General features: G+C 52.9%; 27 protein-coding genes. 19 read left to right on the top strand and 8 right to left on the bottom strand.

Annotation, left to right across the window (positions count from 1 at the left end; translation table 11 throughout):
• Positions 1-13: 13 nt before the first annotated feature.
• Positions 14-1,054 carry an oxidoreductase gene (locus VSR74_RS01865; RefSeq protein ID WP_347793117.1) on the bottom strand — a complete coding sequence of 347 codons (1,041 nt, stop codon included), beginning with the start codon at positions 1,052-1,054 and terminating at the stop codon, positions 14-16.
• 250 nt (positions 1,055-1,304) lie between these two features.
• Between VSR74_RS01865 and blr the strand changes: the two genes are divergently transcribed.
• From blr to gstA, 13 genes are all read left to right on the top strand, one after another.
• Complete coding sequence (blr, locus tag VSR74_RS01860; protein ID WP_347793116.1) at positions 1,305-1,442, top strand: division septum protein Blr; 138 nt, start codon at positions 1,305-1,307, stop codon at positions 1,440-1,442.
• Between the two features lie 112 nt (positions 1,443-1,554).
• Positions 1,555-2,955 (top strand): GH1 family beta-glucosidase, encoded by a 1,401-nt coding sequence (locus VSR74_RS01855; RefSeq protein WP_347793115.1) that lies wholly within the window; start codon positions 1,555-1,557, stop codon positions 2,953-2,955.
• A 275-nt stretch (positions 2,956-3,230) separates the two neighbouring features.
• Entirely contained in the window at positions 3,231-3,446 is a 216-nt protein-coding gene (gene ydgT, locus VSR74_RS01850; RefSeq protein ID WP_347793114.1) for a transcription modulator YdgT, read from the top strand.
• 76 nt (positions 3,447-3,522) lie between these two features.
• Complete coding sequence (locus VSR74_RS01845) at positions 3,523-3,963, top strand: DUF2569 domain-containing protein (RefSeq protein WP_347793113.1); 441 nt, start codon at positions 3,523-3,525, stop codon at positions 3,961-3,963.
• A gap of 77 nt (positions 3,964-4,040) precedes the next feature.
• Positions 4,041-4,622: an electron transport complex subunit RsxA gene (gene rsxA, locus VSR74_RS01840; RefSeq protein WP_015964281.1), complete on the top strand. Its 582-nt coding sequence runs from the start codon at positions 4,041-4,043 to the stop codon at positions 4,620-4,622.
• Complete coding sequence (gene rsxB, locus VSR74_RS01835; protein WP_347793112.1) at positions 4,622-5,197, top strand: electron transport complex subunit RsxB; 576 nt, start codon at positions 4,622-4,624, stop codon at positions 5,195-5,197. Before rsxA ends, rsxB begins: the two co-directional genes overlap by 1 nt.
• Positions 5,190-7,424 carry an electron transport complex subunit RsxC gene (gene rsxC, locus VSR74_RS01830; RefSeq protein WP_347793111.1) on the top strand — a complete coding sequence of 745 codons (2,235 nt, stop codon included), beginning with the start codon at positions 5,190-5,192 and terminating at the stop codon, positions 7,422-7,424. The genes rsxB and rsxC overlap by 8 nt, the downstream gene beginning before the upstream one ends.
• The gene (gene rsxD / locus VSR74_RS01825; protein ID WP_347793110.1) at positions 7,425-8,477 is read left to right on the top strand and encodes an electron transport complex subunit RsxD; all 1,053 of its coding nucleotides are present in this window, start codon (positions 7,425-7,427) and stop codon (positions 8,475-8,477) included.
• A gap of 9 nt (positions 8,478-8,486) precedes the next feature.
• Positions 8,487-9,107, top strand: a complete 621-nt coding sequence (gene rsxG, locus VSR74_RS01820; protein ID WP_347794338.1) for an electron transport complex subunit RsxG — start codon at positions 8,487-8,489, stop codon at positions 9,105-9,107.
• Positions 9,108-9,110: 3 nt separating this feature from the next.
• On the top strand, positions 9,111-9,806 hold the full coding sequence (locus tag VSR74_RS01815; protein WP_347793109.1) for an electron transport complex subunit E: 696 nt from the start codon (positions 9,111-9,113) through the stop codon (positions 9,804-9,806).
• Entirely contained in the window at positions 9,806-10,441 is a 636-nt protein-coding gene (gene nth / locus VSR74_RS01810) for an endonuclease III (protein ID WP_347793108.1), read from the top strand. The genes VSR74_RS01815 and nth overlap by 1 nt, the downstream gene beginning before the upstream one ends.
• Before the next feature lie 595 nt (positions 10,442-11,036).
• Entirely contained in the window at positions 11,037-12,542 is a 1,506-nt protein-coding gene (gene dtpA / locus VSR74_RS01805) for a dipeptide/tripeptide permease DtpA (RefSeq protein ID WP_347793107.1), read from the top strand.
• A gap of 149 nt (positions 12,543-12,691) precedes the next feature.
• Complete coding sequence (gene gstA, locus VSR74_RS01800; RefSeq protein WP_347793106.1) at positions 12,692-13,297, top strand: glutathione transferase GstA; 606 nt, start codon at positions 12,692-12,694, stop codon at positions 13,295-13,297.
• A gap of 49 nt (positions 13,298-13,346) precedes the next feature.
• Here gstA and tyrS read toward each other — a convergent pair whose 3' ends face one another.
• From tyrS to anmK, 4 genes are all read right to left on the bottom strand, one after another.
• Positions 13,347-14,621, bottom strand: coding sequence for a tyrosine--tRNA ligase (gene tyrS, locus VSR74_RS01795; RefSeq protein WP_347793105.1), 1,275 nt, complete (start codon positions 14,619-14,621; stop codon positions 13,347-13,349).
• Between the two features lie 124 nt (positions 14,622-14,745).
• Positions 14,746-15,402 carry a pyridoxamine 5'-phosphate oxidase gene (gene pdxH, locus VSR74_RS01790; protein WP_347793104.1) on the bottom strand — a complete coding sequence of 219 codons (657 nt, stop codon included), beginning with the start codon at positions 15,400-15,402 and terminating at the stop codon, positions 14,746-14,748.
• A 58-nt stretch (positions 15,403-15,460) separates the two neighbouring features.
• Complete coding sequence (gene mliC, locus VSR74_RS01785; protein ID WP_347793103.1) at positions 15,461-15,784, bottom strand: C-type lysozyme inhibitor; 324 nt, start codon at positions 15,782-15,784, stop codon at positions 15,461-15,463.
• A gap of 85 nt (positions 15,785-15,869) precedes the next feature.
• Positions 15,870-16,997, bottom strand: a complete 1,128-nt coding sequence (anmK, locus tag VSR74_RS01780) for an anhydro-N-acetylmuramic acid kinase (protein ID WP_347793102.1) — start codon at positions 16,995-16,997, stop codon at positions 15,870-15,872.
• Positions 16,998-17,280: 283 nt separating this feature from the next.
• On the opposite strand from anmK, the gene slyB reads away from it, so the two are divergent.
• The 3 genes from slyB to VSR74_RS01770 all read left to right on the top strand — a co-directional run bounded on the left by slyB (position 17,281) and on the right by VSR74_RS01770 (position 19,348).
• Complete coding sequence (gene slyB / locus VSR74_RS01775) at positions 17,281-17,748, top strand: outer membrane lipoprotein SlyB (RefSeq protein WP_108474372.1); 468 nt, start codon at positions 17,281-17,283, stop codon at positions 17,746-17,748.
• 198 nt (positions 17,749-17,946) lie between these two features.
• The gene (locus VSR74_RS23220) at positions 17,947-18,192 is read left to right on the top strand and encodes a hypothetical protein (protein ID WP_411914242.1); all 246 of its coding nucleotides are present in this window, start codon (positions 17,947-17,949) and stop codon (positions 18,190-18,192) included.
• Positions 18,110-19,348 (top strand): MASE4 domain-containing protein, encoded by a 1,239-nt coding sequence (locus VSR74_RS01770; RefSeq protein WP_411914233.1) that lies wholly within the window; start codon positions 18,110-18,112, stop codon positions 19,346-19,348. Before VSR74_RS23220 ends, VSR74_RS01770 begins: the two co-directional genes overlap by 83 nt.
• Positions 19,349-19,394: 46 nt before the next feature.
• Here the strand turns inward: VSR74_RS01770 and slyA are convergent, their stop codons facing one another.
• Positions 19,395-19,835, bottom strand: a complete 441-nt coding sequence (gene slyA / locus VSR74_RS01765) for a transcriptional regulator SlyA (RefSeq protein WP_347793100.1) — start codon at positions 19,833-19,835, stop codon at positions 19,395-19,397.
• Between the two features lie 195 nt (positions 19,836-20,030).
• Between slyA and VSR74_RS01760 the strand changes: the two genes are divergently transcribed.
• Genes VSR74_RS01760 through VSR74_RS01750 form a run of 3 tightly spaced genes read left to right on the top strand, consistent with a single transcriptional unit; the run spans position 20,031 to position 23,150 of the window.
• Complete coding sequence (locus VSR74_RS01760) at positions 20,031-20,267, top strand: DUF1656 domain-containing protein (protein WP_347793099.1); 237 nt, start codon at positions 20,031-20,033, stop codon at positions 20,265-20,267.
• 10 nt (positions 20,268-20,277) lie between these two features.
• Positions 20,278-21,135 carry an HlyD family secretion protein gene (locus VSR74_RS01755; RefSeq protein WP_347793098.1) on the top strand — a complete coding sequence of 286 codons (858 nt, stop codon included), beginning with the start codon at positions 20,278-20,280 and terminating at the stop codon, positions 21,133-21,135.
• Positions 21,132-23,150 (top strand): FUSC family protein, encoded by a 2,019-nt coding sequence (locus tag VSR74_RS01750; protein WP_347793097.1) that lies wholly within the window; start codon positions 21,132-21,134, stop codon positions 23,148-23,150. The genes VSR74_RS01755 and VSR74_RS01750 overlap by 4 nt, the downstream gene beginning before the upstream one ends.
• On the opposite strand, the gene sodC is transcribed toward VSR74_RS01750, so the two are convergent.
• Complete coding sequence (sodC, locus tag VSR74_RS01745; RefSeq protein ID WP_347793096.1) at positions 23,143-23,664, bottom strand: superoxide dismutase [Cu-Zn] SodC; 522 nt, start codon at positions 23,662-23,664, stop codon at positions 23,143-23,145. The two genes, VSR74_RS01750 and sodC, sit on opposite strands and share 8 nt — an antisense overlap.
• Positions 23,665-23,740: 76 nt before the next feature.
• Positions 23,741-24,637: an aldo/keto reductase gene (locus VSR74_RS01740; protein ID WP_347793095.1), complete on the bottom strand. Its 897-nt coding sequence runs from the start codon at positions 24,635-24,637 to the stop codon at positions 23,741-23,743.

Below are 24,637 nucleotides of genomic sequence, written 5' to 3'. Positions count from 1 at the left end.
TTTCGCCAGCGCATCAGGTCAGTGACAACACCGCACGATGTTTTGCCGACTCAATTCCTAATTCAATCAATTCCATAATCTGGATCGCCTGACTAGCCGGAACCGGGTTCTCGCCTGTGCCGTTTAATGCATCGCGGATAGCCGCATAGTAGGCGGGATAGTTCCCCGGCACGGTTAACCATGACTCTTCAACCCGCTCTTCGCCTTCCACTCGGGTCAGTACGCCATCGCGCATATCATAACCCCAGTCCTCCTGCGGCAAGCGTTCGCCATTTTTCAGCCGCTCTTCCTGCGGGTCGAGACCATATTTTACATAGCTGCCACGCGAGCCATGTACGATATAACGCGCGGTTTCCGCTGCGGCCAGCAGTGTTCCGTGCAGCACAATCCGTCGTTGTGGATAAGCCAGCACCGCATGGAAGTAATCCGTGGCCTGTGCGCCAGGACGCAGTTGCGCCAGATCGACCGAAAGACTCACCGGCAGGCCGAACAGGTTGATAGCCTGATCCAACAGGTGCGGCCCCAAATCGTACCAGATCCCGCTTCCTGGCCCGCCCAGCTCACGCCAGCGGTTACGAACCTGCGGGCGATAGCGGTCAAAGTGAGATTCAAAATAGGCGACTTCACCCAGTTTACCTTCGTTAATCAGCCCCTTAACTGTTAAGAAATCGCTGTCCCAGCGGCGGTTGTGGAAAACGGAAAGCAGTTTCCCCTCGCTTCTCGCCAGTGCGTCCAGTTCACGCGCCTGTGACAGTGTCACGGTAAAGGGTTTATCGACGATGACATGTTTACCCGCTTCCAGTGCCGCTTTCGCCAGCGGGAAATGGGTATCGTTAGGCGTAGGAATGACCACCAGATCGATAGTCGGGTCGGTGAAAATATGTTTGGGCTCAGAGACCACGCTCACGTTGGGCCAGTCTGCTTTTACTTTGTCGGCATCGCTGCTTGATACCACTGCCAGTTCCAGCCCGGGCGTTCCGCTGATAAGCGGCGCATGGAAGGTCTTACTGGCATAGCCATAACCAATTAATCCGACACGAATACTGTCACTCATAGTAGCCTCTTATCTGTACTGTTTTAGTCCGACTCCGTGAAGCGCCCGGCGTCGGGTAATCGATTTCTTATTTCACAACATATCAGGGTAGTGAACAACAGATTAATAACAATATGTTTTACGGAAACGGGTAATTATCGGAAAAGCGTGAAAAATTCTGAATCGTTTCCGCTTCCCTCTTGCGTTGTACGCCAGGCGAGGTAAGATCTTCGTCCGTATCATTTAATTTGTCGAATGTATCTGAATTACTATGTCTATTGTCTTCACACGGATTGTTGAACTGATTGGTTGGGCCGTCCTTAGCGTTAGCGTTCTTCTTCTTGTTATTGCTCATCATATTGATAACTATCAGCCGCCCGAACCTATCGCTGCGGTACAAAGCAAATAACTCGCCCGGAGAGTGACGGCGATCGCAACTATGCAACCGGTTTCTGAAACCGGTTGCAACCCAATATCTCCCCTCCTTACACTCGTCTTATCGCACAGATAAGGAGAGTGACATGGCTGTTTTTCCGAAAGATTTCCTCTGGGGTGCTGCAACTGCGGCATATCAGGTTGAAGGCGCACATGATGAAGATGGCAAGGGGCTGTCCATCTGGGATGTCTTTTCCCATCTCCCCGGCACCACTTATCAAGGCACTAACGGTGATGTGGCGGTCGATCACTATCATCGAATGCAGGAAGATGTCGCGCTAATGGCTGAAATGGGGCTTCAGAGTTACCGTTTTTCCATCTCCTGGCCCCGTCTGTTGCCAGCAGGCCGCGGCAAAATTAACGAAGCCGGGGTAAAATTTTATAGTGACCTGATCGATGCCCTGCTGGCGCATAATATTGAGCCAATGATTACCCTCTATCACTGGGATTTACCCCAGGCGCTGCAGGACGAAGGTGGCTGGGAAGTGCGTTCCACCGCCGAGGCCTTCGAAGAGTATGCGCGTCTGTGCTATGCGCGTTTTGGTTCCCGGGTAAAACTCTGGGCGACATTTAATGAAACCATCGTCTTCATTGGTCACGGTTATATCACCGGCAGCCACCCGCCTTCGGTTAACGATCCCGCTCGCGCAATTCAGGCCTGTCATCAGGTATTTATCGCCCACGCGCTGGCAGTTAAAGCGTTTCGCGAAATGAAAGTCAACGGTGAAATTGGTTTTGTCAATGTTCTGCAGCCTCATACCCCACTGACAAACTCTCCCGAAGATATCGCCGCCAGCGAGCTTGCAGACGCCATTCACACTCACTGGTTCTATGATCCGGTGCTAAAAGGCAGTTACCCTGCTGAGTTGCTGGAGAAAACACAGGCTTTGTGGGGCGTCCCTCGCTTTGCCCCGGGCGATGACGCACTGTTGCGCGACAACCGTTGCGACTTTATCGGGCTGAACTATTATCGCCGGGAAACCGTCACCGCCAATCCGGATGAAACCCGAACTCAGGCCAATAACAGCGGCGAAAAAAATAGCGGTGGCGAATTTGGTTTCAAAGGGCTATTTAAATTTGTCCGCAACCCGGATGGCGTCTATACCGACTGGGACTGGGAGATATGGCCTCAGGGGCTGACGGACGGCATCATGATGGTGAAAGCGCGTTACGGTGATATTCCTGTTTACATTACTGAAAATGGGCTCGGGGCCAAAGACCCGATAATCAATGGTGAAATAGTCGATCAATCGCGTATCGATTATTTACGCATGCATATTGAAGCCCTGGAAAAAGCCATCGAACTGGGGGCGGATATCCGCGGTTATTACCCGTGGTCGTTTATTGATCTTCTGAGCTGGCTTAACGGATACAAAAAGCAGTATGGTTTTGTCTATGTTGATCACCAGCAAAATCTGGCCCGTAAACGTAAGAAAAGCTTTTACTGGTATAAAGGCGTCATCGAAAGCCACGGCGGCGTGCGCTAATCATTCCGGGCGTCATTCGACGCCCGAACAATTAAATGCCAGCAGCGTATTTCCTGAGATAAATCAATAACGTCATTTTCTCCTCTTGTATTTGTTATTTAATACCCAAATAATTAAGGCTGACCCGCAGAGAGTGGGCCACGGTTTGGCGGAACTCTCACCAAAAACGGGTGTCGATACACTGGTTGTAAAACTGAGCTACGCGCCATTGCTGCTGCGCTTTCGCGCGTGCACAAACCGGGTGCGATCTAACATTATAAAATGGATACCTTCAAATGACCGTCCTGGATTATTTATTGAAATTCCGTAAAGTCAGCTCTCTGGAAAATCTCGAAAAACTTTATGATCATCTTAACTATTCGCTCTCCGATACCAACGATTTAATCAACATGTACCGCGCTGCGGATCACCGCCGTGCCGAACTGGTTTCTGGCGGCCGTTTGTTCGATATTGGCCAGGTGCCAAAATCCGTTTGGCATTACGTGCAGTAACTATTGTTATCTTCAGCGTCAGTTGCTTATACTCCACGGCCATATTAATAACTGACGCTGATAATCAGGAGACGAAATGTCGTCAACTTCTGCAGAACGTATTGGTGGATGGCTGCTGGGGCCGCTGGCGTGGCTATTAGTTGCGCTGCTCAGCATTAGCATACAACTGCTGATGTTCGCCGATGCCCTGCTCAAGCCACAGATCCTGAGCCTGCTCAAAGCCCAAAGTGGTATGAATCTGGCGCTGTGGGTGCTTTCTTTAGCGTTCGTGATAGCCATGTGGTACTACACACTGTGGCTGACAATCGCTTTCTTTAAGCGTCGTAGCAATGTGCCTAAACACTATATTATCTGGCTGCTGGTTTCATTGTTGCTGGCATTGAAAGCCTTCGCTTTCGCGCCCGTATCGGATGTGATAGCGCTGCGCCAACTGCTGCTTCCGCTGGCTGCGGCGGCGCTAATTGTCCCCTATCTGAAACGCTCATCCCGTGTGCGGCGCACCTTTGTGAATCCGTAATAACCACACACTCGCCCTGTTGTCGATGATTACACTTTCGTCGATAATGGGAGGCTTTTTTTGTAACAGGTCGAATGATGACTGACTATTTATTGCTTTTTATCGGTACCGTGCTGGTAAATAACTTCGTCCTGGTGAAGTTCCTTGGGCTTTGCCCGTTTATGGGCGTGTCTAAAAAGCTGGAAACGGCGATGGGCATGGGGCTGGCGACCACCTTTGTGATGACGCTGGCTTCCATTTGCGCCTGGCTTATTGATACCTGGATACTGATTCCGCTTAATCTGATTTATCTGCGCACACTGGCCTTTATTCTGGTGATTGCCGTCGTGGTGCAATTCACCGAAATGGTGGTGCGCAAAACCAGCCCTGCGCTGTATCGCCTGCTGGGGATCTTTTTACCGCTCATCACCACGAACTGTGCCGTTCTTGGTGTGGCGCTGCTGAATATCAACCTCGGCCATAACTTTTTACAGTCCGCGCTGTACGGGTTCTCTGCTGCGGTCGGTTTCTCTCTGGTGATGGTGCTGTTTGCGTCGATACGCGAACGCCTGGTGGTCTCGAATGTTCCCGCCCCGTTTCGCGGCAACGCAATTGCCCTGATCACCGCCGGATTAATGTCGTTAGCGTTTATGGGCTTTAGCGGGTTGGTGAAGTTGTAATGATGACGTTCTGGATAGCTGTCGCCGCAATCAGCGTATTAGGGCTGATTTTCGGCGTCATACTGGGTTACGCCTCCCGCCGTTTTGCGGTGGAAGATGACCCGGTGGTTGAAAAAATTGATGAACTGTTGCCGCAAAGCCAGTGTGGGCAGTGTGGCTACCCCGGCTGCCGTCCTTATGCTGAAGCCGTCAGCAATGGCGAGAAGATCAACTGTTGCGCTCCCGGCGGCGAAGCGGTCATGTTGAAAATTGCCGAGTTACTTAATGTCGATCCTCAACCTATCGATGGTGATGACACCGCCCAGGAACCGGCCCGGATGCTGGCGGTTATCGACGAGGACAACTGTATCGGTTGCACCAAATGTATTCAGGCCTGTCCGGTGGATGCCATTGTGGGCGCTACCCGCGCAATGCACACCGTCATGAGCGACCTGTGCACTGGCTGCAACCTCTGCGTTGCCCCCTGCCCAACCCAATGTATTGAACTGCGTCCGGTTGCCACCACCACCGAAAGCTGGAAATGGGATTTACAAACGATCCCGGTACGAAATATTCCTGTGGAACAACATGCTTAAGTTATTTTCCGCGTTCAGAAAAGAGAAAATCTGGGATTTCGATGGGGGTATTCACCCACCGGAAATGAAAACTCAGTCTAATGGCACACCGCTGCGCCAGGTTCCCCTCGCGCAACGTTTTGTCATTCCTCTGAAACAACATATCGGCGCTGAAGGCGAACTGAGCGTTAAGCCTGGCGACCATGTACTGCGCGGTCAGCCGCTGACCCGCGGCTGGGGGCGCATGCTTCCGGTACATGCGCCAACTTCAGGTACCGTGGTTGCGATTGCACCTCATGCCACGGCTCATCCTTCGGCGCTACCGGAAATGAGCGTTATTATTGATGCCGATGGCGAAGACCAGTGGATTAACCTCGAAGGCTGGAGCGACTATCAGAGCCGTTCGCGTGAAGAGCTTATTGAACGCATCCATCAATTTGGTGTAGCCGGTCTCGGCGGCGCGGGTTTCCCGACGGGAACAAAACTGCGCGGAGGCGGTGATAAAATCACCACGCTTATCATTAATGCCGCCGAATGTGAGCCTTACATCACCGCAGACGATCGACTGATGCAGGACTGCGCGGCGCAGGTGATCGAAGGCATCCGTATCCTTGGTCATATTCTGCAACCCCGGCAGATCTTAATCGGCATCGAAGACAATAAACCGCAGGCGATCTCCATGCTGCGGGCGGTGCTGGCGGACGCGCATGATATCAGTCTGCGCGTGATCCCAACCAAATACCCCTCCGGTGGCGCAAAACAGCTCACGCAAATTCTTACCGGGAAGCAAGTTCCGCACGGCGGACGCTCCTCTGATATCGGCGTTTTGATGCAGAACGTCGGAACGGCGTTTGCGGTAAAACGCGCGGTTATTGATGGTGAACCGCTGACCGAACGCGTAGTGACCTTAACTGGCGAATCCGTCAGCCGCCCGGGCAATGTCTGGGCCCGGTTGGGTACGCCGGTAAGTCATCTGCTTGAACATGCGGGTTTTTGCCCCTCCGGCGAGCAACTGGTGATTATGGGCGGGCCATTGATGGGCTTTACCCTCCCCTGGCTCGATGTGCCGGTAGTCAAAATTACCAACTGCCTGCTGGCGCCGTCGGCAGCAGAGATGGGCGAGCCGGAAGCGGAGAAAAGCTGCATCCGCTGCAGCGCCTGCGCCGATGCCTGTCCGGCCGATCTGCTGCCGCAACAGCTCTACTGGTTTAGCAAAGGACAACAGCACGATAAAGCCACTGCGCATAACATCGCAGACTGCATCGAATGCGGTGCCTGCGCGTGGGTTTGCCCAAGCAGTATTCCGCTGGTGCAGTATTTCCGTCAGGAGAAGGCCGAAATCTCAGCGATTCGCCAGGAAGAGCAGCGCGCAGCGGAAGCTAAAGCAAGATTCGAAGCGCGTCAGCATCGCCTTGAGCGGGATAAAATCGCCCGCGCAGAACGCCACAAAAAAGCGGCCGTACAGCCAGCCGCAAAAGACCAGGATGCCATTAATGCGGCTCTGGCACGCGTTCGGGATAAACAACAACAGGCAGCGCAACCTATAATCGTCAAAGCCGGGGCGCTGCCTGATAACAGCGCGGTTATCGCCGCGCGTGAAGCACGTAAAGCCAAAGCGCGCGCGGCACAGGCCGAAAAACAGCAGTCCGTCAGTGATGAAGTGACCGACCCGCGCAAAGCCGCCGTGGAAGCCGCCATCGCCCGCGCTAAAGCGCGCAAAGCCGAACAGCAGGCCGCCAGTGAACCCGCGAGCGTAAGCGAAACGCCCGACCCGCGTAAAGCCGCCGTGGAAGCCGCCATCGCCCGCGCTAAAGCGCGTAAAGCCGAACAGCAGGCCGCCAGTGAACACGCGAGCGTAAGCGAAACGCCCGACCCGCGTAAAGCCGCCGTGGAGGCCGCTATCGCCCGCGCTAAAGCGCGCAAAGCCGAACAGCAGGCCGCCAGTGAACCCGCGAGCGTAAGCGAAACGCCCGACCCGCGCAAAGCCGCCGTGGAGGCCGCTATCGCCCGCGCTAAAGCGCGCAAAGCCGAACAGCAGGCCACCAGTGAACCCGCGAGCGTAAGCGAAACGCCCGACCCGCGCAAAGCCGCCGTGGAGGCCGCTATCGCCCGCGCTAAAGCGCGCAAAGCCGAACAGCAGGCCACCAGTGAATCGGCCGCTAATGATGACCCACGCAAAGCAGCCGTTGCGGCAGCCATTGCCCGCGTTCAGGCGAAAAAAGCCGCGCAGGCTGTTAACGAGGAATAAATGGTTTTCAAGATAGCAAGCTCCCCTTATACCCATAACCAGCGCCAGACATCGCGCATCATGATGCTGGTGATACTGGCCGCCCTGCCCGGTATTGCTGTGCAAAGCTGGTTTTTTGGCTGGGGAACCCTGATCCAGCTTTTGCTGGCTTCGCTTACCGCCTGGGCGACAGAGTCATTCGTGCTGCGTCTGCGCAAACAACCCATCGCAACCACACTGGCGGATAATTCCGCATGGCTCACCGGCGTCCTGCTGGCCATCAGTATTCCACCTTTTGCCCCCTGGTGGATGGTGGTGCTGGGAACGGCCTTTGCAGTGATCATCGCCAAGCAACTCTATGGCGGTTTGGGGCAGAATCCGTTCAACCCGGCGATGATTGGTTACGTCGTACTGCTGATCTCCTTCCCGGTGCAGATGACATCCTGGCTGCCACCGCACGAAATCGCGGCGACAACCCCCGGTTTCCTCGATGCGCTACAGGTGATTTTTACCGGTCACACCTCGATGGGTCAGGATATGAATGCCCTGAAAATGGGCGTTGATGGTATTAGCCAGGCCACTCCGCTGGACACCTTTAAAACATCACGCCATGCAGGCCATACGGTGGACGCTATCATGCAGTCCTCCATCTATCACGGCGCGCTGGCTGGCATTGGCTGGCAATGGGTTAACCTTGCGTACCTGGCGGGCGGCCTGTTTTTACTGTGGAAAGGCGCGATTCGCTGGCATATTCCGCTGAGTTTTCTGGCAAGTCTGATGGTCTGCGCCACGCTGGGCTGGCTATTCAACCCACAGGATGTCGCCTCACCACAGATGCATTTACTGTCGGGCGCGACCATGCTCGGCGCATTTTTTATTCTGACAGACCCCGTCACCGCCTCTACGACAAATCGTGGACGTCTGATTTTTGGCGCACTGGCCGGGCTACTGGTGTGGCTTATCCGCAGCTTCGGCGGTTATCCGGACGGTGTCGCCTTTGCAGTGCTGCTGGCGAATATTACCGTGCCGCTGATTGATTACTACACGCGTCCGCGCGTTTACGGCCATCGCTGAGGATAGATGATGTTAAAAACGATGCGTAAGCATGGAGTGACCCTGGCGCTGTTTGCCACGGGCTCGACCGGTCTGACCGCGGCTATCGATCAACTGACCAAAAATACCATCGCCGATCAGGCAGCGAGTCAGCAAAATGCGCTGTTTCAGCAGGTTATTCCTGCGGACCGCTATAATAACGATCTGCTGCAAAGCTGCTATCTGGTAAGCGCAGCTGAGCTTGGCAAAGGCGTGCACAAAATCTATATCGCGCGTCAGGACGACCAGCCCGTCGCCGCCGTGATGGAAGCCACCGCGCCAGATGGTTACTCCGGCGCCATTCAACTACTGGTCGGCGCTGACTTCAGCGGTACCGTGCTGGGTAGCCGCGTAACTGAACACCACGAGACCCCGGGTCTTGGCGATAAAATTGAGCTGAGAATTTCCGACTGGATCACCCACTTTGCCGGCAAAACCATTAAAGGCGAAAGTGATTCGACGTGGGCCGTAAAGAAAGATGGCGGGCAATTTGATCAATTCACCGGCGCAACCATTACCCCTCGCGCCGTCGTTAACGCGGTGAAGCGTGCCGGGCTGTATGCTGAAACGCTGCCGACTCAACTAACCAGCCTGCAGGCCTGTGGAGAGTAAACCATGAGCGAAGTAAAAGAGGTTATTGTCCAGGGTCTGTGGAAGAACAACTCCGCACTGGTTCAGTTATTGGGAATGTGCCCTTTACTGGCCGTTACGTCCACCGCAACCAATGCGCTGGGCCTTGGCCTTGCAACCACCCTGGTGCTAACGCTGACCAACTTTGCCATCTCCTGCCTGCGCCGCTGGACGCCCGCGGAGATCCGCATACCCATCTATGTGATGATCATCGCCTCGGTAGTGAGTGCGGTACAAATGTTAATCAACGCCTACGCGTTCGGTCTCTACCAGTCGCTGGGGATTTTTATCCCGCTTATCGTCACCAACTGCATCGTTGTGGGTCGCGCAGAAGCCTTCGCCGCGAAAAAAGGGCCAGCCCTCTCCGCACTGGATGGTTTTGCCATCGGTATGGGGGCGACCTGTACCATGTTTGTGTTGGGTTCGATTCGCGAGCTTTTGGGCAATGGTACCCTGTTCGATGGCGCCGACGGTCTGCTGGGAAGCTGGGCGAAAGCGCTGCGCATTGAGGTCTTTCATACGGACACGCCATTCCTGCTGGCAATGTTGCCGCCGGGCGCTTTTATTGGCCTTGGCATGCTGCTGGCGATTAAATATCTTATTGATGAACGGACTAAACAACGCAAGGCAAAAGCCGTAACGGCAACGGATGTCGGCGTTGAGACTGCTGAGAAGGCATAATGAATAAGACAAAAAGGCTGGAGATCCTAAGCCGCCTGCGGGACAACAATCCGCACCCAACGACCGAGCTCAATTTCAGCTCTCCTTTCGAGCTGCTGATTGCCGTGCTGCTTTCTGCGCAGGCCACCGATGTGAGCGTGAATAAAGCAACGGCCAAACTCTATCCGGTCGCCAATACACCACAGGCGATGCTTGAGCTGGGCGTCGAAGGCGTGAAATCCTACATCAAAACGATTGGGTTATTTAACAGCAAGGCCGAGAATGTCATTAAGACCTGCCGGATGTTGCTGGAGTTGCACGGCGGAGAAGTACCGGAAGATCGCGCAGCGCTTGAAGCCCTGCCGGGCGTAGGTCGTAAGACGGCGAACGTGGTACTCAATACCGCTTTTGGCTGGCCGACTATCGCCGTCGATACGCATATTTTTCGCGTCTGTAACCGCACCCAGTTTGCGCCAGGGAAAAACGTTGAGCAGGTCGAAGAGAAACTGCTGAAGGTGGTTCCGGCTGAATTTAAGGTCGATTGTCACCACTGGTTAATTCTGCACGGGCGCTACACCTGTATTGCCCGCAAACCACGCTGCGGCTCCTGCATCATCGAAGATCTCTGCGAATTTAAAGAAAAAGTCGATATTTAGTCTCCCCTGATGGTGCGGCCGCTTAACCCACGCCGCACTTTTTTTCTGCCGTTTCGATCTTAATCCTTAGTTTTTCAGAAATTATTGGTAGAAACTCCACTGATTAAACATTTTTTCCGGTTAATTCTTTTTTTGCCACCTGAAATTTCTATATTGCGGACGTTTTGATCAACTCAGCAACAGTATGTTATCTCGATGTTATCTTTCCCGTCGATTACGCCTGGTAATTCAATGTTTCATCAGAATGATACAAGACGATCAACCAGTTATTTTTCAGAATCCAGGCTATATCACTGCCTCAGAAGCTAATCAGTAGAACATATCGTTGCTGCCCCCATAATCACGCACTTTAACAGAGGAAAACGCTAACTATCGGCCGCGCATAAAATTTAAATCTGAATAACATTTAGATATCTGGTCATTTGTAGTAACTTACGTATTTGTAACAGAGTATGACAAAGGCCTTGTGTGAAAGCACCGGATAGTGAACATTACTCCCCGTTTCCCCCTCCAGAATAACTATAAAGGCGGATATCGCTACGAATCTCCGTCCAGTAACGCCCCGTTAAGATGGGATGTAAAAAAAGAGGTATATGTGTCTACTGCAAACAATAAACCAACTGAAAGCGTAAGTTTGAACGCTTTTAAACAACCAAAAGCGTTCTATTTGATCTTTTCGATCGAACTTTGGGAGCGTTTTGGTTACTACGGCCTGCAAGGTATTATGGCTGTCTACCTGGTTAAACAACTGGGTATGTCCGAAGCTGACTCGATTACGTTATTCTCCTCGTTCAGTGCCCTTGTTTACGGTTTAGTCGCTATCGGCGGCTGGCTGGGCGACAAAGTTCTCGGGACTAAACGCGTTATTATGCTGGGCGCAATCGTGCTGGCGATCGGTTATGCGCTGGTTGCATGGTCAGGTCATGACGCGGCTATCGTGTATATGGGTATGGCGACCATCGCGGTCGGTAACGGCCTGTTCAAAGCGAACCCGTCTTCCCTGCTTTCTACCTGCTACGACAAAGATGATCCGCGTCTGGACGGTGCATTCACCATGTACTATATGTCCGTCAACATCGGTTCCTTCTTCTCTATGCTGGCAACTCCGTGGCTGGCTGCGAAATTCGGCTGGAGCGTCGCATTCGCGCTGAGCGTTGTCGGTATGCTGATTACCGTCGTTAACTTCGCTTTCTGCCAGCGCTGGGTGAAACAGTACGGTTCCAAACCTGACTTTGAGCCGATCAACTACCGCAACCTGCTGCTGACCATCGTGGGCGTTGTCGTACTGGTGACTATCGCAACCTGGCTGCTGCACAATCAGGACATCGCTCGTATGGTTCTCGGCGTTGTCGCACTGGGTATCGTGGTAATTTTCGGTAAAGAAGCCTTCTCCATGCAGGGTGCTGCGCGTCGTAAAATGATTGTCGCGTTCATTCTGATGCTGGAAGCGATTGTCTTCTTTGTTCTGTACAGCCAGATGCCGACGTCCCTGAACTTCTTTGCGATTCGTAACGTTGAGCACTCTATTCTGGGTATCGCGTTCGAGCCAGAGCAGTATCAGGCGCTGAACCCGTTCTGGATCATCATTGGTAGCCCGATTCTGGCCGCTATCTACAACAAGATGGGCGACCGTCTGCCGATGCCGCACAAATTCGCCATCGGTATGGTGCTCTGTTCTGGCGCATTCCTGGTGCTGCCGTTAGGTGCAAAATTCGCTACTGATGCCGGTATCGTTTCCGTTAACTGGCTGATCCTGAGCTATGCGCTGCAGAGTATCGGTGAGCTGATGATTTCCGGCCTGGGTCTGGCGATGGTCGCTCAACTGGTTCCACAGCGTTTGATGGGCTTCATCATGGGTAGCTGGTTCCTGACCACGGCGGGTGCCGCAATTATCGCTGGCCGTATTGCTAACCTGATGGCTGTACCGGAAAACGTAACTGACCCGCTGCTCTCACTGGACGTGTACGGTAAAGTGTTTATGCAGATTGGTATCGTCACCGGTGTTATCGCTGTGCTGATGCTGCTTACCGCATCTAAACTGAACCGTATGACCCAGGACGACGAAAAAACCGTTACTGCGCAGGAAACTGCTTCCGCGTAATGTCATCGGGAAACATTTGAATTTAAGCCGTTAACGCGAGTTAACGGCTTTTTTTTTGTCCCTGGTGGCACTAACATAGCCAGATGCCTGCCGTCACCTTACGTGGCACACGATAAAAATCCGCGTACATCAGCCTGAAGGAGTTAGCTATGAAACTGTTTTATAAGCCCGGCGCCTGTTCCCTTGCTTCCCACATTTCCCTACGAGAAAGCGGGCTGGATTTCACCCTGGTCGGCGTCGACCTGCAAAAGAAAGTAACGGAAACCGGAGAAGATTTTCTGCAAACCAACCCCAAAGGGCAGGTTCCTACGCTTCAGTTAGACGACAACACCGTGCTGACCGAAGGCGTGGCAATCATGCAGTATATCGCTGACAAAGTAGCCGATCGTCAGCTTCTGGCGCCGGTAAGCAGCATCAGCCGCTATAAGACCCTGGAGTGGCTCAACTTTATCGCCACCGAACTGCACAAAGGCTTTACCCCCCTGTTCCGTCCGGACACGCCGGAAGAATACAAACCGACGGTACGGGCGCTGCTGGACAAGAAACTGGCATATATCGACAGCGAACTTGAAAAGTGTGAGTGGATCGGTGGATCACGGTTTACCATTGCCGATGCTTATCTGTTTACCGTGCTGCGCTGGGCGTTCGCAGTGAAGCTGGAAATGAGCGGGTATAAACATATTGCGGCGTATATGGCGCGCGTTGCGGCACGTCCTGCCGTGGCGGCTGCAATGGCAGCGGAAGGTCTTAAATAAGCGATAAAAAAAGGGCGTGGTTTCCCACGCCCCTCCTGATTAGCTGAATTTACTTCCAGCAAACCAGGCAGTAGTTTTTCTTACCACGACGCAGCAGCGTATAGCGGCCATACAGGCGGTCGCTTTCGCTGAAGGTATATTCAGGATCGGACTGCTTCTCACCGTTGATGGTGACCGCATTAGAGGCGATAGTTTTACGCGCCTGACCACGAGAGGGTTGCAGCTCGGAATCCACCAGCGCCTGCATCAGATCCGCGCCCTTCTCCATTTCGACCATTGGTACGCCATCCTGAGCCAGTTGTTCGAAGTCTGCTTCGCTCAGCGCGCTCAGCGTACCATTGAACAGGCTTTCGGTAATGCGTTTTGCCGCCACCAGGCCTTCTTCGCCGTGCACCAGACGGGTGACCTTCTCGGCCAGAACGTACTGGGCGCGCGGAGCTTTACCGCTGTTCTTATCTTCCTCTTCCAGAGCGTTGATCTCTGCAATGTCCATGAAGGTGAAGAATTTCAGGAAGCGGTAAACGTCAGCATCCGCGGTGTTGATCCAGAACTGGTAGAATTTATACGGGCTGGTTTTCTTCGGATCGAGCCATACCGCGCCGCCCTCTGTTTTACCAAATTTGGTGCCATCAGCTTTGGTGATCAGCGGAACCGTCAGGCCAAAGACCTGATTCTGATGCAGACGACGGGTCAGATCGATACCGGAAGTGATGTTGCCCCACTGGTCAGAGCCGCCAATCTGCAACGCAACGCCGTGCAGTTTGTTCAGGCAGGCAAAGTCATAACCCTGTAGCAGGTTATAGGAGAACTCAGTAAAGGAGATACCCTGATCGTCGCGGTTCAGACGCTGCTTAACCGCTTCTTTGTTGATCATCTGATTAACGGAGAAGTGCTTGCCGATATCACGCAGGAACGTCAGCACATTCATGCCGCCGAACCAGTCGTAGTTATTCGCGGCAATGGCCGAGTTTTCGCCACAATCGAAATCGAGGAACGGCGCAACCTGTTTGCGGATTTTATCCACCCACTCCTGAACCGTATCTTCAGTGTTCAGTTTACGCTCGGCAGCTTTAAAGCTTGGGTCGCCAATCAGACCGGTCGCGCCACCTACCAGAGCAACTGGCTTATGGCCAGCTTCCTGGAAGCGTTTCAGGCATAACAATGGAACAAGATGCCCCAAATGCAAGCTGTCAGCGGTGGGATCAAAGCCGCAATAGAGCGCGATCGGGCCTTGCGCCAGTCGCTCTGCTAACGCTTCCTCGTCCGTCACCTGGGCTACAAGGCCCCGCTCTTGCAATTGTTTAATCAAGTTACTGCTTGCCATCAAATTCTCCATGTATAAAACGACTGCACCTTTGCCGGTACACGACTTTTCGCCTATGCGAAAGAGACATAGAATAAAGCGCCAGCCCTTTCAGCACCAGCGCTTAACACAACAATTTTCGTCCTTAAGGAGCCAGGCGGTCGATTTTCCAGGCGTTCTCATCGCGCTGGTATAAAAAACGATCGTGCAGACGGTGTTCACCCCCCTGCCAGAACTCCATCTGCTCGATGGAGACGCGATAGCCTCCCCAGAAGCTCGGCAGCGGCACTTCACCCTGCTGGAATTTCTGCTTCAGTTCAAGGAATTTGCTTTCGAGGATACCGCGGGCGGAAATACGGCTGGATTGTTTTGAAACCCAGGCGCCTATCTGACTATCGCGCGGGCGGCTGTGGAAGTATTTGACCACTTCAAGCGTAGAGAGACGCTCAGCTTTGCCCGTCACCATCACCTGACGCTCCAGCATATGCCAGGGGAACAGCAGGCTTATACGCGGATTATGTTCCAGATGGTGCGCCTTACGACTGCCGAGGTTGGTGTAGAACACCATCCCTTTTTCATCATAGTGCTTGAGCAAAACAATGCGCTGGAAAGGTTGTCCGTTTTCATCGACGGTCGCGACCACCATCGCCGTAGGATCGGCCAGTTTTGCCTCACATGCCTGAGACAACCAGCGTTCGAACAGCGTCAGCGGGTCAGCGGGAAGATCGCGGCGGCGGAGGCCGCCACGGGTGTACTCTCGGCGCAGGTGCGCAATTTGCTGCAATTCGTCGTTATCGGACATAGCGATTGTGATTGTCAGGAAATAGGTAGCGTTATTGTGCGCTGCCTGGGTGAAAATCTCAACGCTTAGGGTTTTGTAACTGGCAGTTATTCAGCACGATACGGTCACGTTTATAGACGGTAGCGTCGTTGCCTTTCGACCAGAAAACATAAATGCCGTCGGTGTAACGTGCCCCGGAGGCTGACAAACCTTGCGGCAGGTGCAATTGCTTGTTGTCATAGATGAAACTGACTTCCTGGCGAGGATTGTTCAGCGAGACGGTCAAGGGTTTCTCATCACACTGGTATTCCAGCGTGTCGGTCTGCATCCGTTCCATAAACTGGTTGTAAGTGCTGCAACCAGCCAGCATTAGGGGAATAACCGCGATAAGTAGTTTTTTCATTGGCGTGCCTTACGACTTTCCAGGTCCAGAGGAGGTAGGATTCCTCCCTTTTCCTGAGTGTATCGCGCAGCACACCGGGATGATTTCAGTAAACTCTGATTTGCGTTGAGTTAGCTGGAAAAATTGCCCCCAGCACGCTCTCCTGGGATGCGCCGGTAACAGACGGCAGATTCCCCGGCAACCCCGCGATTGTGCGCCACGCAAGCCAGGCAAAGGCCAGCGCTTCCATGTCATCACCGCTGACGCCATATTCATCCGTCGTCGCCACCTCGGTACCCGGCAGCATACCCGCCAGTCGCGTCATCACCATCGGGTTACGGCCTCCTCCACCACACACCAATAGCCTGTCGCAGCCGCCGCTGAGTAACACCTGCTCGCTGATAGTCGTTGCGGTTAGCTCCGCAAGCGTCGCCTGGACATCCTGCGCGCGCAGGCCAGGGAAACGCTGTAACACGCGCTCCAGCCAGCCTAAGTTAAAGTATTCGCGCCCGGTACTCTTTGGCGCAGGCGCGGCAAAGTAGGGATCGCACAACATCTCCTGCAATAACGGGAGCTGTACTTTCCCCTCACTGGCCCAGGCCGCATCCTGGTCGTAGGGTTTTTGTAAGTTTCGCCAGATCCAGGCATCCATAAGCATATTGCCCGGCCCGGTATCAAAACCACGAACCGGCTGGCCCGGCGTTAACAGCGAGAGATTAGCGATACCGCCAATATTGAGGATCATCCGGCGCTCAGTCGGATGCGCCAGCAACGCATGATGAAACGCAGGAACCAGCGGCGCGCCCTGCCCGCCCAGCGCAATATCACGACGACGAAAATCACCTACGACGGTAACGCCAGTGCGCGCAGCAATAATATTATTGTCGCCTATTTGCAACGTGTGCGGCGCGTCACCTGTCGGCTCATGCCAAACGGTTTGACCATGGCAGCCGATAGCGACGACGTCCTGCGGCTGAAGCTGCTCCTGCGCTATCAGCGCCAGAACCGCATCGGCAAATAGCCTGCCCAGACGCGTATCCAGTTGACCAAACTGCGACAAAGTCAACTGCTGCCCCTGACAAACAGCCAGCACCGCCTCTTTGAGGGCGATGGGGATAGGGAAAGAGAGGCTGGCCAATTGTGCGACTCTGCTTTCTTCGATAGCCGCAAGTACAACATCAACCCCGTCGAGACTGGTTCCCGACATCACGCCAATATAACGGCCTGATTTCATACGCCTTCCTTAGTTGCATAAGCGGTGGAATGACACTCCACCATAAAGCGATATCTAAATCTATGATGCAATAATAATATTTAGTGATATTTTATGCTGCAGTACCGCGGACGGATAAAAAACATGCGGCCTTCAGGCGTTGTGTTTAACCTTGGTTAAGTGATTAAACGTTACTCTCTACCCATAGACGTGCAGAATATATAACCTGCAATGTATAAATACCATATAATTACCTGATACAAATGCTCGCAAGAGCATGTCTTGGTGAACAGGAGATTCATAAATGATGTTACGTGTTTTGACCGCTTCAATGATTGGTTTATCGCTAGCAGGGTGCGTGAGCAGCAGCGGTCTGTCAGGAGATGTCTATTCCGCTTCCGAGGCCAAGCAGGTTCAGAATGTAACCTACGGAACCATCGTTAACACGCGTCCGGTACAAATTCAGGGCGGTGATGATAGCAACGTTATTGGTGCTATCGGCGGCGCGGTACTGGGTGGCTTCCTCGGTAATACTATCGGCGGCGGTACAGGTCGTTCACTGGCAACCGCAGCAGGCGCAGTTGCGGGCGGCGTTGCCGGCCAGGGTGTTCAGGGCGCGATGAATAAAACCCAGGGTGTTGAGCTGGAAATCCGTAAAGATGACGGCAATACCATCATGGTTGTGCAAAAACAGGGCGATACTCGCTTCTCTGTTGGTCAGCGCGTCGTGATGGCGAGCAACGGCAGCCAGGTGACGGTTTCCCCGCGCTAAACGTTTTGGCGTGACCTGCCCGGGTCACGCTTTTCCCTTTTGATTGACAATTCTTTACCCATCTTCAGGCGGATTTATATTCATTCATCCGGCGAATATAAATAAGTCATCTGTAGTAATTATTATTTGCGCAAAAACAATATTCTTTCAAATAAAAGGCATTAAGATTAATCCCACCGGGCTGGATGCCTGGGTTTCGTGGATATTTTCACTCCGAATAATTGGAATGCCGTCTATGCTGATGAAATTGAAGTTTCCGTTACAGCGCTTTTTGGTTTACTTCACGATTTGCATTATGGGGATCATCATCCTCGATCATTTCTCAACCGCAATAATTCATCGTACCCCTACGATTGCACCACTGCTGTTCCCCATTCTGACCATGTTTTTAATGGTTTTTCATACCATGATTGCGGCGTTTATGGTGATGAAATATTCCTGTGACAAACATCGCCTCTACCTCACCCCCATAGCCTTAGCATTCGCGGGGTCTGCCCTTCTTATGCTCGGGACGCTGAACAGTTTTCCCGACTGGTTTATGTGCACCGGGCTGACAAAGGTTAACTATAACGATACGTTAATTTTTTATTTTTTCAGAAATATCATGATGGCTTTCCTGTTTATATTCGCCGTCATTTTGTATGCCTTTAAAAAAAGGCAGATGCATACAATTAAAATCCATACGATCATTCTCGTAGGGATTATCATCTTTACGGCGGCAATGCTTTTATTATCCTGGCTCTACTCCAGCCATTATGAAGCATTACGCATTGATTTTGTCGATAATAATACCTATCAGTTCACCCAACTCTGGGGTGAACGACTGGGCTGGGGATTGGTCGCATTATGGGTCATCGCATTACTGTCCATTTTGATTGTGACTCAGCTCAATAATATATTTTGGTACAGTGGTGCCTTCTTCTGCGCCTGCTACATCTTTACACTGATCGTATTGATGTCTTCAGGGCATAGCGCGGGTTATACCTGGTATGAAGCCCGGCTGTTCGAGACCATCTCCACCCTGTTTTTGATTCTGGTGCTGCTCTGTGATGTCTTTACGCTCTATCGTCAGTCCAACACCAAATACATCCACTCGTATCAAAATTCGATTCGTGACCCGCTGACTCAGCTTTTTAACCGCAGCTACTTCTATGACACCTTTACCTCACTGATGCCGAAGGTGGCCAGCGGCCAGCCTATCTCGGTGATTGTCAGCGATCTTGATCACTTCAAGCGCATCAACGACAAATATGGTCATCTCCAGGGCGACAAAGTCATTCAGTTTGTCTCAAAGGTATTGCAGGATTCAGTGCGCCAGAATGATATTGCTGCGCGTATTGGCGGAGAGGAGTTTGCCTTGCTGCTTGTCGGCGCATCTTCGTCCGTCGCCGAAGGTATCGCTGAGCGTATCCGTTTAGCGATTGCTAATCAGGATGCCCAAAGCAGCAATTCACAGTTGCCAGAGTCGATTACCATCAGTATGGGGGTTTTCACTGCCACAGATGTCAGCGTCAACGTTGAGGAGTGTGTGCGTCGTGCAGATGAAGCGATGTATCGCGCTAAGGCTGCCGGGCGTAACCGCGTAGTCATCTGGGAATAAGGCATTAAAAAGCCCTGCCATAAGACAGGGCTTATCAGGAACGCTATCAATCGCGCGATTGCAGATCGATTATGTTTTGTTCCAGTTTATGGATCAATGCAATCAGTTGCTCAGTCTCTTCTGGCGAAATCCCCTGCAGAATTTCACCCCGGGTCTTACTGATTACCGCTTCCATCTCTTCGATCAGCGGTTCAGCTTTTTCAGTAAGTTTTATACGCTTAGCGCGGCGATCGTTGGCACACGTCTGGCGAGAGATAAGCCCTTTCTCTTCCAGTTGATCCAAAGTACGCACCAGTGACGGTTGCTCGATACCTATCGCTTTAGCCAACTGGATCTGCGACTGCTCCGGGGGCAACTGATGGATATTGTGCAGCGTGACCCAGTGTGTCTGTGTGAGTTCCAGAGGTTTGAGGCGATGGTCGATCAGAGCACGCCAAATGCGCACCAACCGTGCCAGATCAGAACCTAATGGCGATTCCAATTTCATCTCCTTATAATTAGCTTGCTAAGTTATTATACTGATTTTAGAATAGTGTGCAGTATTTAAATACTCAAAACAAATGTATTGCTGCATAAGCGCAACGCAGAGCAATGATTTACACTGTGTTAAAATTGTCTGTATTTCGTTAGCGTTACACTCACTATCGAGTCATAACTCTTCAATTGCAAAGGATTTCTGCTTGTGAAGTCGATTCTTCAGATCCCGGGACTACCGCTGCAAGACCTCGTGGTTGGTGCGTCTATCTATTTCCCACCATTATTTAAAGCCGCTCTGCTCGGCTTTTTGATTTGGCTGGTTGCCCACCAGCAACTTCGCGACTGGATGTATGCGGGCGATATCTGGCATCCCTTGCTGATGGATCTCTCTCTGTTTGCCCTATCCGTGTGCTTTGCGCTGATGATTCTGGTTCTGTGGTGACGCTATCCTGATGAAAAAATTAAAATACTTCTCAACGCTTTTGGTTGCAGCACTGGCTGCCGTCGCAGTCTGGCTGTGCTGGAACTACTACATGCAATCACCCTGGACACGCGACGGCAAAGTACGCTCTGAACAGGTCAATATCACACCACAGGTTTCAGGCAGCATTCTGGCTTTGAATGTTAAAGACAACCAGTTCGTTAAAGCGGGTGAACTGCTGTTTGAGATTGACCCAACGCCGTGGCGTATCGCGGTGATGAACGCCGAAGCGCAACTGGCAAAGGCACAGTCCGACCTTGTGAAAGCCAATCACGAAGCAACCCGCCGCCAGAATTTGCCACATAACTACATTTCGGCAGAAGATCTCGATACGGCCAATATGTCGGTGAAGGCCGCAAAGGCGACCCTTGATGCGGCTGCCGCTGAGCTGGAACACGCCCGTTGGCAATTACAGCAAACGGCAGTAAAAGCTCCGGTGGACGGCTGGGTGACGAACCTCTCCACCCGCGTCGGTAACTATGCCACTCAGGGCCAGCCCATCTTCGCTCTGATCGACAGCCATTCGTTTTACGTGGTGGGCTATTTTGAAGAGACTAAGCTGCGCCATATTGCTCCGGGCGACAGCGCCTCTATCCAGCTCTACAGTAATGGTAAAACGTTACAGGGTCACGTTAACAGCATTGGTCGTGCTATCTACGATCAGAGCCTGGAGAGTGACAGCAGCCTTGTGGCCGACATCAAACCCAATATTCCCTGGGTTCGTCTGGCGCAGCGTGTGCCGGTACGTATCGATTTTGACAGCCTGCCTGCCGACGTCGTTCTGGTAGCCGGCACCACCTGCTCTGTATCGATCGGCGGCAAAAAATGACCTTATCAGGCCTGAACTGGGCCTCACTGCCCTGGTTTAAGGCAACGCCAGCGCAGTGGCGATACGCATTACGTAACGGCATCGCCATGTGTCTGGCGCTGAGTATCGCCTATTATCTTCAACTTGATGAACCCTACTGGGCGATGACCTCTGCGGCGGTGGTCAGTTTTCCCACCGTCGGTGGGGTTATCAGCAAAAGTTTTGGCCGTATTGCCGGCAGTCTGTTCGGTGCCTGGGCTGCGGTGATCATCGCCGGGCATACGCTAACCGACCCATGGCTGTTTTTGATTTGTATGGCGGGCTGGCTGGGGTTCTGCACCTGGGCCTGCGCCATGTTCACCAACAACGTGGCCTACGCCTTCCAGCTTGCAGGCTACACCTGCGCAATAATCGCCTTCCCGGTCATTAATGTAGCGGATGCCACTGAATTATGGACTATCGCACAGGCGCGCGTTTGTGAAGTCATTGTCGGCATATTATGCGGCGGGTTAATGATGATGATCCTGCCCAGCACCTCAGATGGCACTGCACTACTGACTGCGCTAAAAAACATGCATGCGCGCCTGCTGGAGCATGCCAGCATGCTGTGGCAACCCGTCACGACCGATGCCATTCGCGCGGCCCATGAAAGCGTGATTAGCCAGATCCTGACCATGAATTTGCTTCGTATCCAGGCCTTCTGGAGCCACTATCGCTTTCGTCAGCAAAACTCATTGCTCAACGCCCTTTTGCATCAGCAACTTCGCTTAACCAGCGTGATCTCCAGTTTACGGCGCATGCTGCTTAACTGGCCCGATCCACCTGAAAATATTCGTACAGTCATCGAACAACTGTTGTCAGCCCTGGCTCGACCAGGCTGCGATATCTACACGGTTGCAAGAATCATCGCCCCGCTGGCGCCTCGCGATCCGCAGGATTATCGCCATCGCGCTTTCTGGGATCGCCTGCGCTATTTTTGCCGTGTCTACCTCGCCAGCAGCCGCTGGTTGTCGCGGCTGGAAAACGCCACCGCGGTGTCAGAATTTGCCATTCCTAAGGCTCCGGCGTTAATGCGTCACACGGATCACGCAGAAGCTATCTGGAACGGTTTCCGGACTTTCTGCTCCCTGCTTGTCGTCGGCGCATGGGCAATCAGCACACAATGGGAGTCAGGTGCCGCAGCATTAACGCTCGCCGCTATCTGTTGCGTTCTTTATTCCGTCTCTCCTTCACCGTTTAACTCTCTGACTCTGCTGATGCGCACGCTGCTGCTGCTGTCTATCTTCAGTTTTATGGTGAAGTTCGGTCTGATGGTGCAAATAACTGATTTGTGGCAATTTTTGCTGTTCCTGTTCCCGCTGTTAACCACCATGCAGTTATTGAAGTTACAGATGCCAAAACGTGCCGCGCTGTGGGGGCAACTGATTGTTTTTATGGGGTCATTTATCGCCGTAACGAATCCCCCGGTTTATGACTTCGCAGATTTTCTCAATGATAATCTGGCCAAAATCCTTGGCGTTGGCCTCGCCTGGATGGCTTTTGCGGTGTTAACACCAGGTTCTGACGCGCGTAAAAGCCGTCGGCACATCAGAGCGTTACGGCGTAACTTTATCGACCAACTGAGCCGCAGTCCAAATAACAGCGAGCATGAATTTGAATCGCTGGTCTACCATCATATCAGCCAGCTCAGTAACAGTAAGGATGAACAGGCGCGGCGTTGGCTTTTGCGCTGGGGCGTGGTGTTATTGAATTGCAGCCACGTCGTATGGCAGTTACGTAGTTGGGGAACGCGTTCCGACCCGCTGGCGCAGGTGCGCGACCTCTGTATCGGTCTGTTGCGTGATGTGATGAGTGAGCGCGGCGTACGGCTTCGCCCACTCACCACGTCACTTCACGAGCTGCAACGGATCTCCGAGGTGTTATCTCACCATCATCAACCGGCGGCACGTGAACTGGCTTCGATGGTCTGGCGCCTGCACTGTTCATTGTCGCAACTGGAACTGGCACCGATGACCGATAGCAAGAGCGCTACTTAATGACGCCACAGGCATAACGTGCGCCACCGCCGCCAAGAGGTTTGGGGTGATCGGACATGTTATCGCCGCCAACGTGGATCATCAGCGCTTTACCTTCAATATCGGAGAATTTTTTCAGGCGAGGCGCATACACCGGGGTGGTGGCTTTACCGTCTTTATCCACCACCAGCGCAGGTAAATCCCCCAGATGCCCTTTACCATCCGGCCCTTCATGTTTACCCGTTTTCTCAGGGTCGAAGTGGCCGCCAGCAGATTCTGCGGCGCTCGGTTTGCCGTCTTTGATTGCCGGCTGACAACTGCCGTTAGCGTGGATATGGAAACCGTGTTCTCCCGGCGGCAGCGCCTTCAGGTCAGGAGCAAACTCCAGCCCCTGATCGGTTTCACTGATTTTGATACTGCCAATTGACTGGCCGACGCTCTGGGAAGTGACGAGATTCATTTCAACATTCTCGCCCGCAGCCTGGGCTCCGGCACAGAAAGCCAGCGCCAGCACTGTCAGAGTAAATCGTTTCATGAGACCTCCGTTCTTATCGTGTCCCTGTTAAGTGTAAACCAGGGACACCGTTTTAACCGGAAGTCGGAGAAATCACTCAGGGAACGTCATAACCCAGAGCGGCTTTACGGATGCGGAACCACTGCTGGCGCGTCATCTCCAGCGACTGCGAGTCAACCGCCGAACGGACACGCTCAATTTTACCAGAGCCAATAATCGGCAACGGCTTCGACGGCAAACGCATCACCCACGCGTAAACCACCTGCTCAATACTGGCGGCATTCAACTCGGTTGCCACCTTCGCCAGCTCATCGCGTAATGGCTGGAACTCATCATCATTAAACAGGCGACCGCCGCCCAGGCAAGACCACGCCATCGGACGAATGCGCATCTGCTGGAGTTGATCCAGCGTGCCATCAAGAATCGTCGGTTGATGAATCGGTGAAATTTCGACCTGGTTGGTTGCCAGCGTAAACGGCAAACGGGATTGCAGTAACGTAAACTGCGCAGGCGTAAAGTTAGACACGCCGAAATGGCGCACTTTGCCGCTTTGATGCAGGTTCAGAAACGCTTCCGCCACTTCATCGGCATCCATCAGCGGATCCGGACGGTGGATCAGCAGGAGATCCAGGCGGTCAGTCGCCAGGAGGGTTAACGACTGCTCTGCACTGCTGATAATATGTTTACTATCAGTGATATAGTGGCCCAGTACGTTTTCGCTCTTCGCCGTGGTGGCGATACCACACTTGGTGACGATTTCCATCCGTTCACGCAGATGCGGCGCCAGTTTCATTGCCTCACCAAATGCCGCTTCGCACTGATATCCACCATAGATATCAGCGTGATCGACAGTGGTGACGCCCAGGTCAAGGTGCTCTTCTATAAAACTGACCAACTGACGGGCGGACATGTTCCAGTCCATCAACCGCCAGTAACCCATGACGAAACGTGAAAATTCCGGCCCTTGCGGCGCCAGGGTAATACGCTGAACCAT

This window comes from Pseudocitrobacter cyperus, assembly GCF_039889165.1.
In the GTDB taxonomy this organism is placed as follows: domain Bacteria; phylum Pseudomonadota; class Gammaproteobacteria; order Enterobacterales; family Enterobacteriaceae; genus Pseudocitrobacter; species Pseudocitrobacter cyperus.
This window is presented reverse-complemented; position numbering and strand designations above follow the sequence as displayed.

What these genes read in the sequence shown, in the direction of transcription:
- VSR74_RS01865 (WP_347793117.1), bottom strand. Translation starts at nt 1,054, where the DNA reads ATGAGTGACAGTATTCGTGTCGGATTAATTGGTTATGGCTATGCCAGT.
- blr (WP_347793116.1), top strand. Translation starts at nt 1,305, where the DNA reads ATGTCTATTGTCTTCACACGGATTGTTGAACTGATTGGTTGGGCCGTC.
- VSR74_RS01855 (WP_347793115.1), top strand. Translation starts at nt 1,555, where the DNA reads ATGGCTGTTTTTCCGAAAGATTTCCTCTGGGGTGCTGCAACTGCGGCA.
- ydgT (WP_347793114.1), top strand. Translation starts at nt 3,231, where the DNA reads ATGACCGTCCTGGATTATTTATTGAAATTCCGTAAAGTCAGCTCTCTG.
- VSR74_RS01845 (WP_347793113.1), top strand. Translation starts at nt 3,523, where the DNA reads ATGTCGTCAACTTCTGCAGAACGTATTGGTGGATGGCTGCTGGGGCCG.
- rsxA (WP_015964281.1), top strand. Translation starts at nt 4,041, where the DNA reads ATGACTGACTATTTATTGCTTTTTATCGGTACCGTGCTGGTAAATAAC.
- rsxB (WP_347793112.1), top strand. Translation starts at nt 4,622, where the DNA reads ATGATGACGTTCTGGATAGCTGTCGCCGCAATCAGCGTATTAGGGCTG.
- rsxC (WP_347793111.1), top strand. Translation starts at nt 5,190, where the DNA reads ATGCTTAAGTTATTTTCCGCGTTCAGAAAAGAGAAAATCTGGGATTTC.
- rsxD (WP_347793110.1), top strand. Translation starts at nt 7,425, where the DNA reads ATGGTTTTCAAGATAGCAAGCTCCCCTTATACCCATAACCAGCGCCAG.
- rsxG (WP_347794338.1), top strand. Translation starts at nt 8,487, where the DNA reads ATGTTAAAAACGATGCGTAAGCATGGAGTGACCCTGGCGCTGTTTGCC.
- VSR74_RS01815 (WP_347793109.1), top strand. Translation starts at nt 9,111, where the DNA reads ATGAGCGAAGTAAAAGAGGTTATTGTCCAGGGTCTGTGGAAGAACAAC.
- nth (WP_347793108.1), top strand. Translation starts at nt 9,806, where the DNA reads ATGAATAAGACAAAAAGGCTGGAGATCCTAAGCCGCCTGCGGGACAAC.
- gstA (WP_347793106.1), top strand. Translation starts at nt 12,692, where the DNA reads ATGAAACTGTTTTATAAGCCCGGCGCCTGTTCCCTTGCTTCCCACATT.
- tyrS (WP_347793105.1), bottom strand. Translation starts at nt 14,621, where the DNA reads ATGGCAAGCAGTAACTTGATTAAACAATTGCAAGAGCGGGGCCTTGTA.
- pdxH (WP_347793104.1), bottom strand. Translation starts at nt 15,402, where the DNA reads ATGTCCGATAACGACGAATTGCAGCAAATTGCGCACCTGCGCCGAGAG.
- mliC (WP_347793103.1), bottom strand. Translation starts at nt 15,784, where the DNA reads ATGAAAAAACTACTTATCGCGGTTATTCCCCTAATGCTGGCTGGTTGC.
- anmK (WP_347793102.1), bottom strand. Translation starts at nt 16,997, where the DNA reads ATGAAATCAGGCCGTTATATTGGCGTGATGTCGGGAACCAGTCTCGAC.
- slyB (WP_108474372.1), top strand. Translation starts at nt 17,281, where the DNA reads ATGATGTTACGTGTTTTGACCGCTTCAATGATTGGTTTATCGCTAGCA.
- slyA (WP_347793100.1), bottom strand. Translation starts at nt 19,835, where the DNA reads ATGAAATTGGAATCGCCATTAGGTTCTGATCTGGCACGGTTGGTGCGC.
- VSR74_RS01755 (WP_347793098.1), top strand. Translation starts at nt 20,278, where the DNA reads ATGAAAAAATTAAAATACTTCTCAACGCTTTTGGTTGCAGCACTGGCT.
- VSR74_RS01750 (WP_347793097.1), top strand. Translation starts at nt 21,132, where the DNA reads ATGACCTTATCAGGCCTGAACTGGGCCTCACTGCCCTGGTTTAAGGCA.
- sodC (WP_347793096.1), bottom strand. Translation starts at nt 23,664, where the DNA reads ATGAAACGATTTACTCTGACAGTGCTGGCGCTGGCTTTCTGTGCCGGA.
- VSR74_RS01740 (WP_347793095.1), bottom strand. Translation starts at nt 24,637, where the DNA reads ATGGTTCAGCGTATTACCCTGGCGCCGCAAGGGCCGGAATTTTCACGT.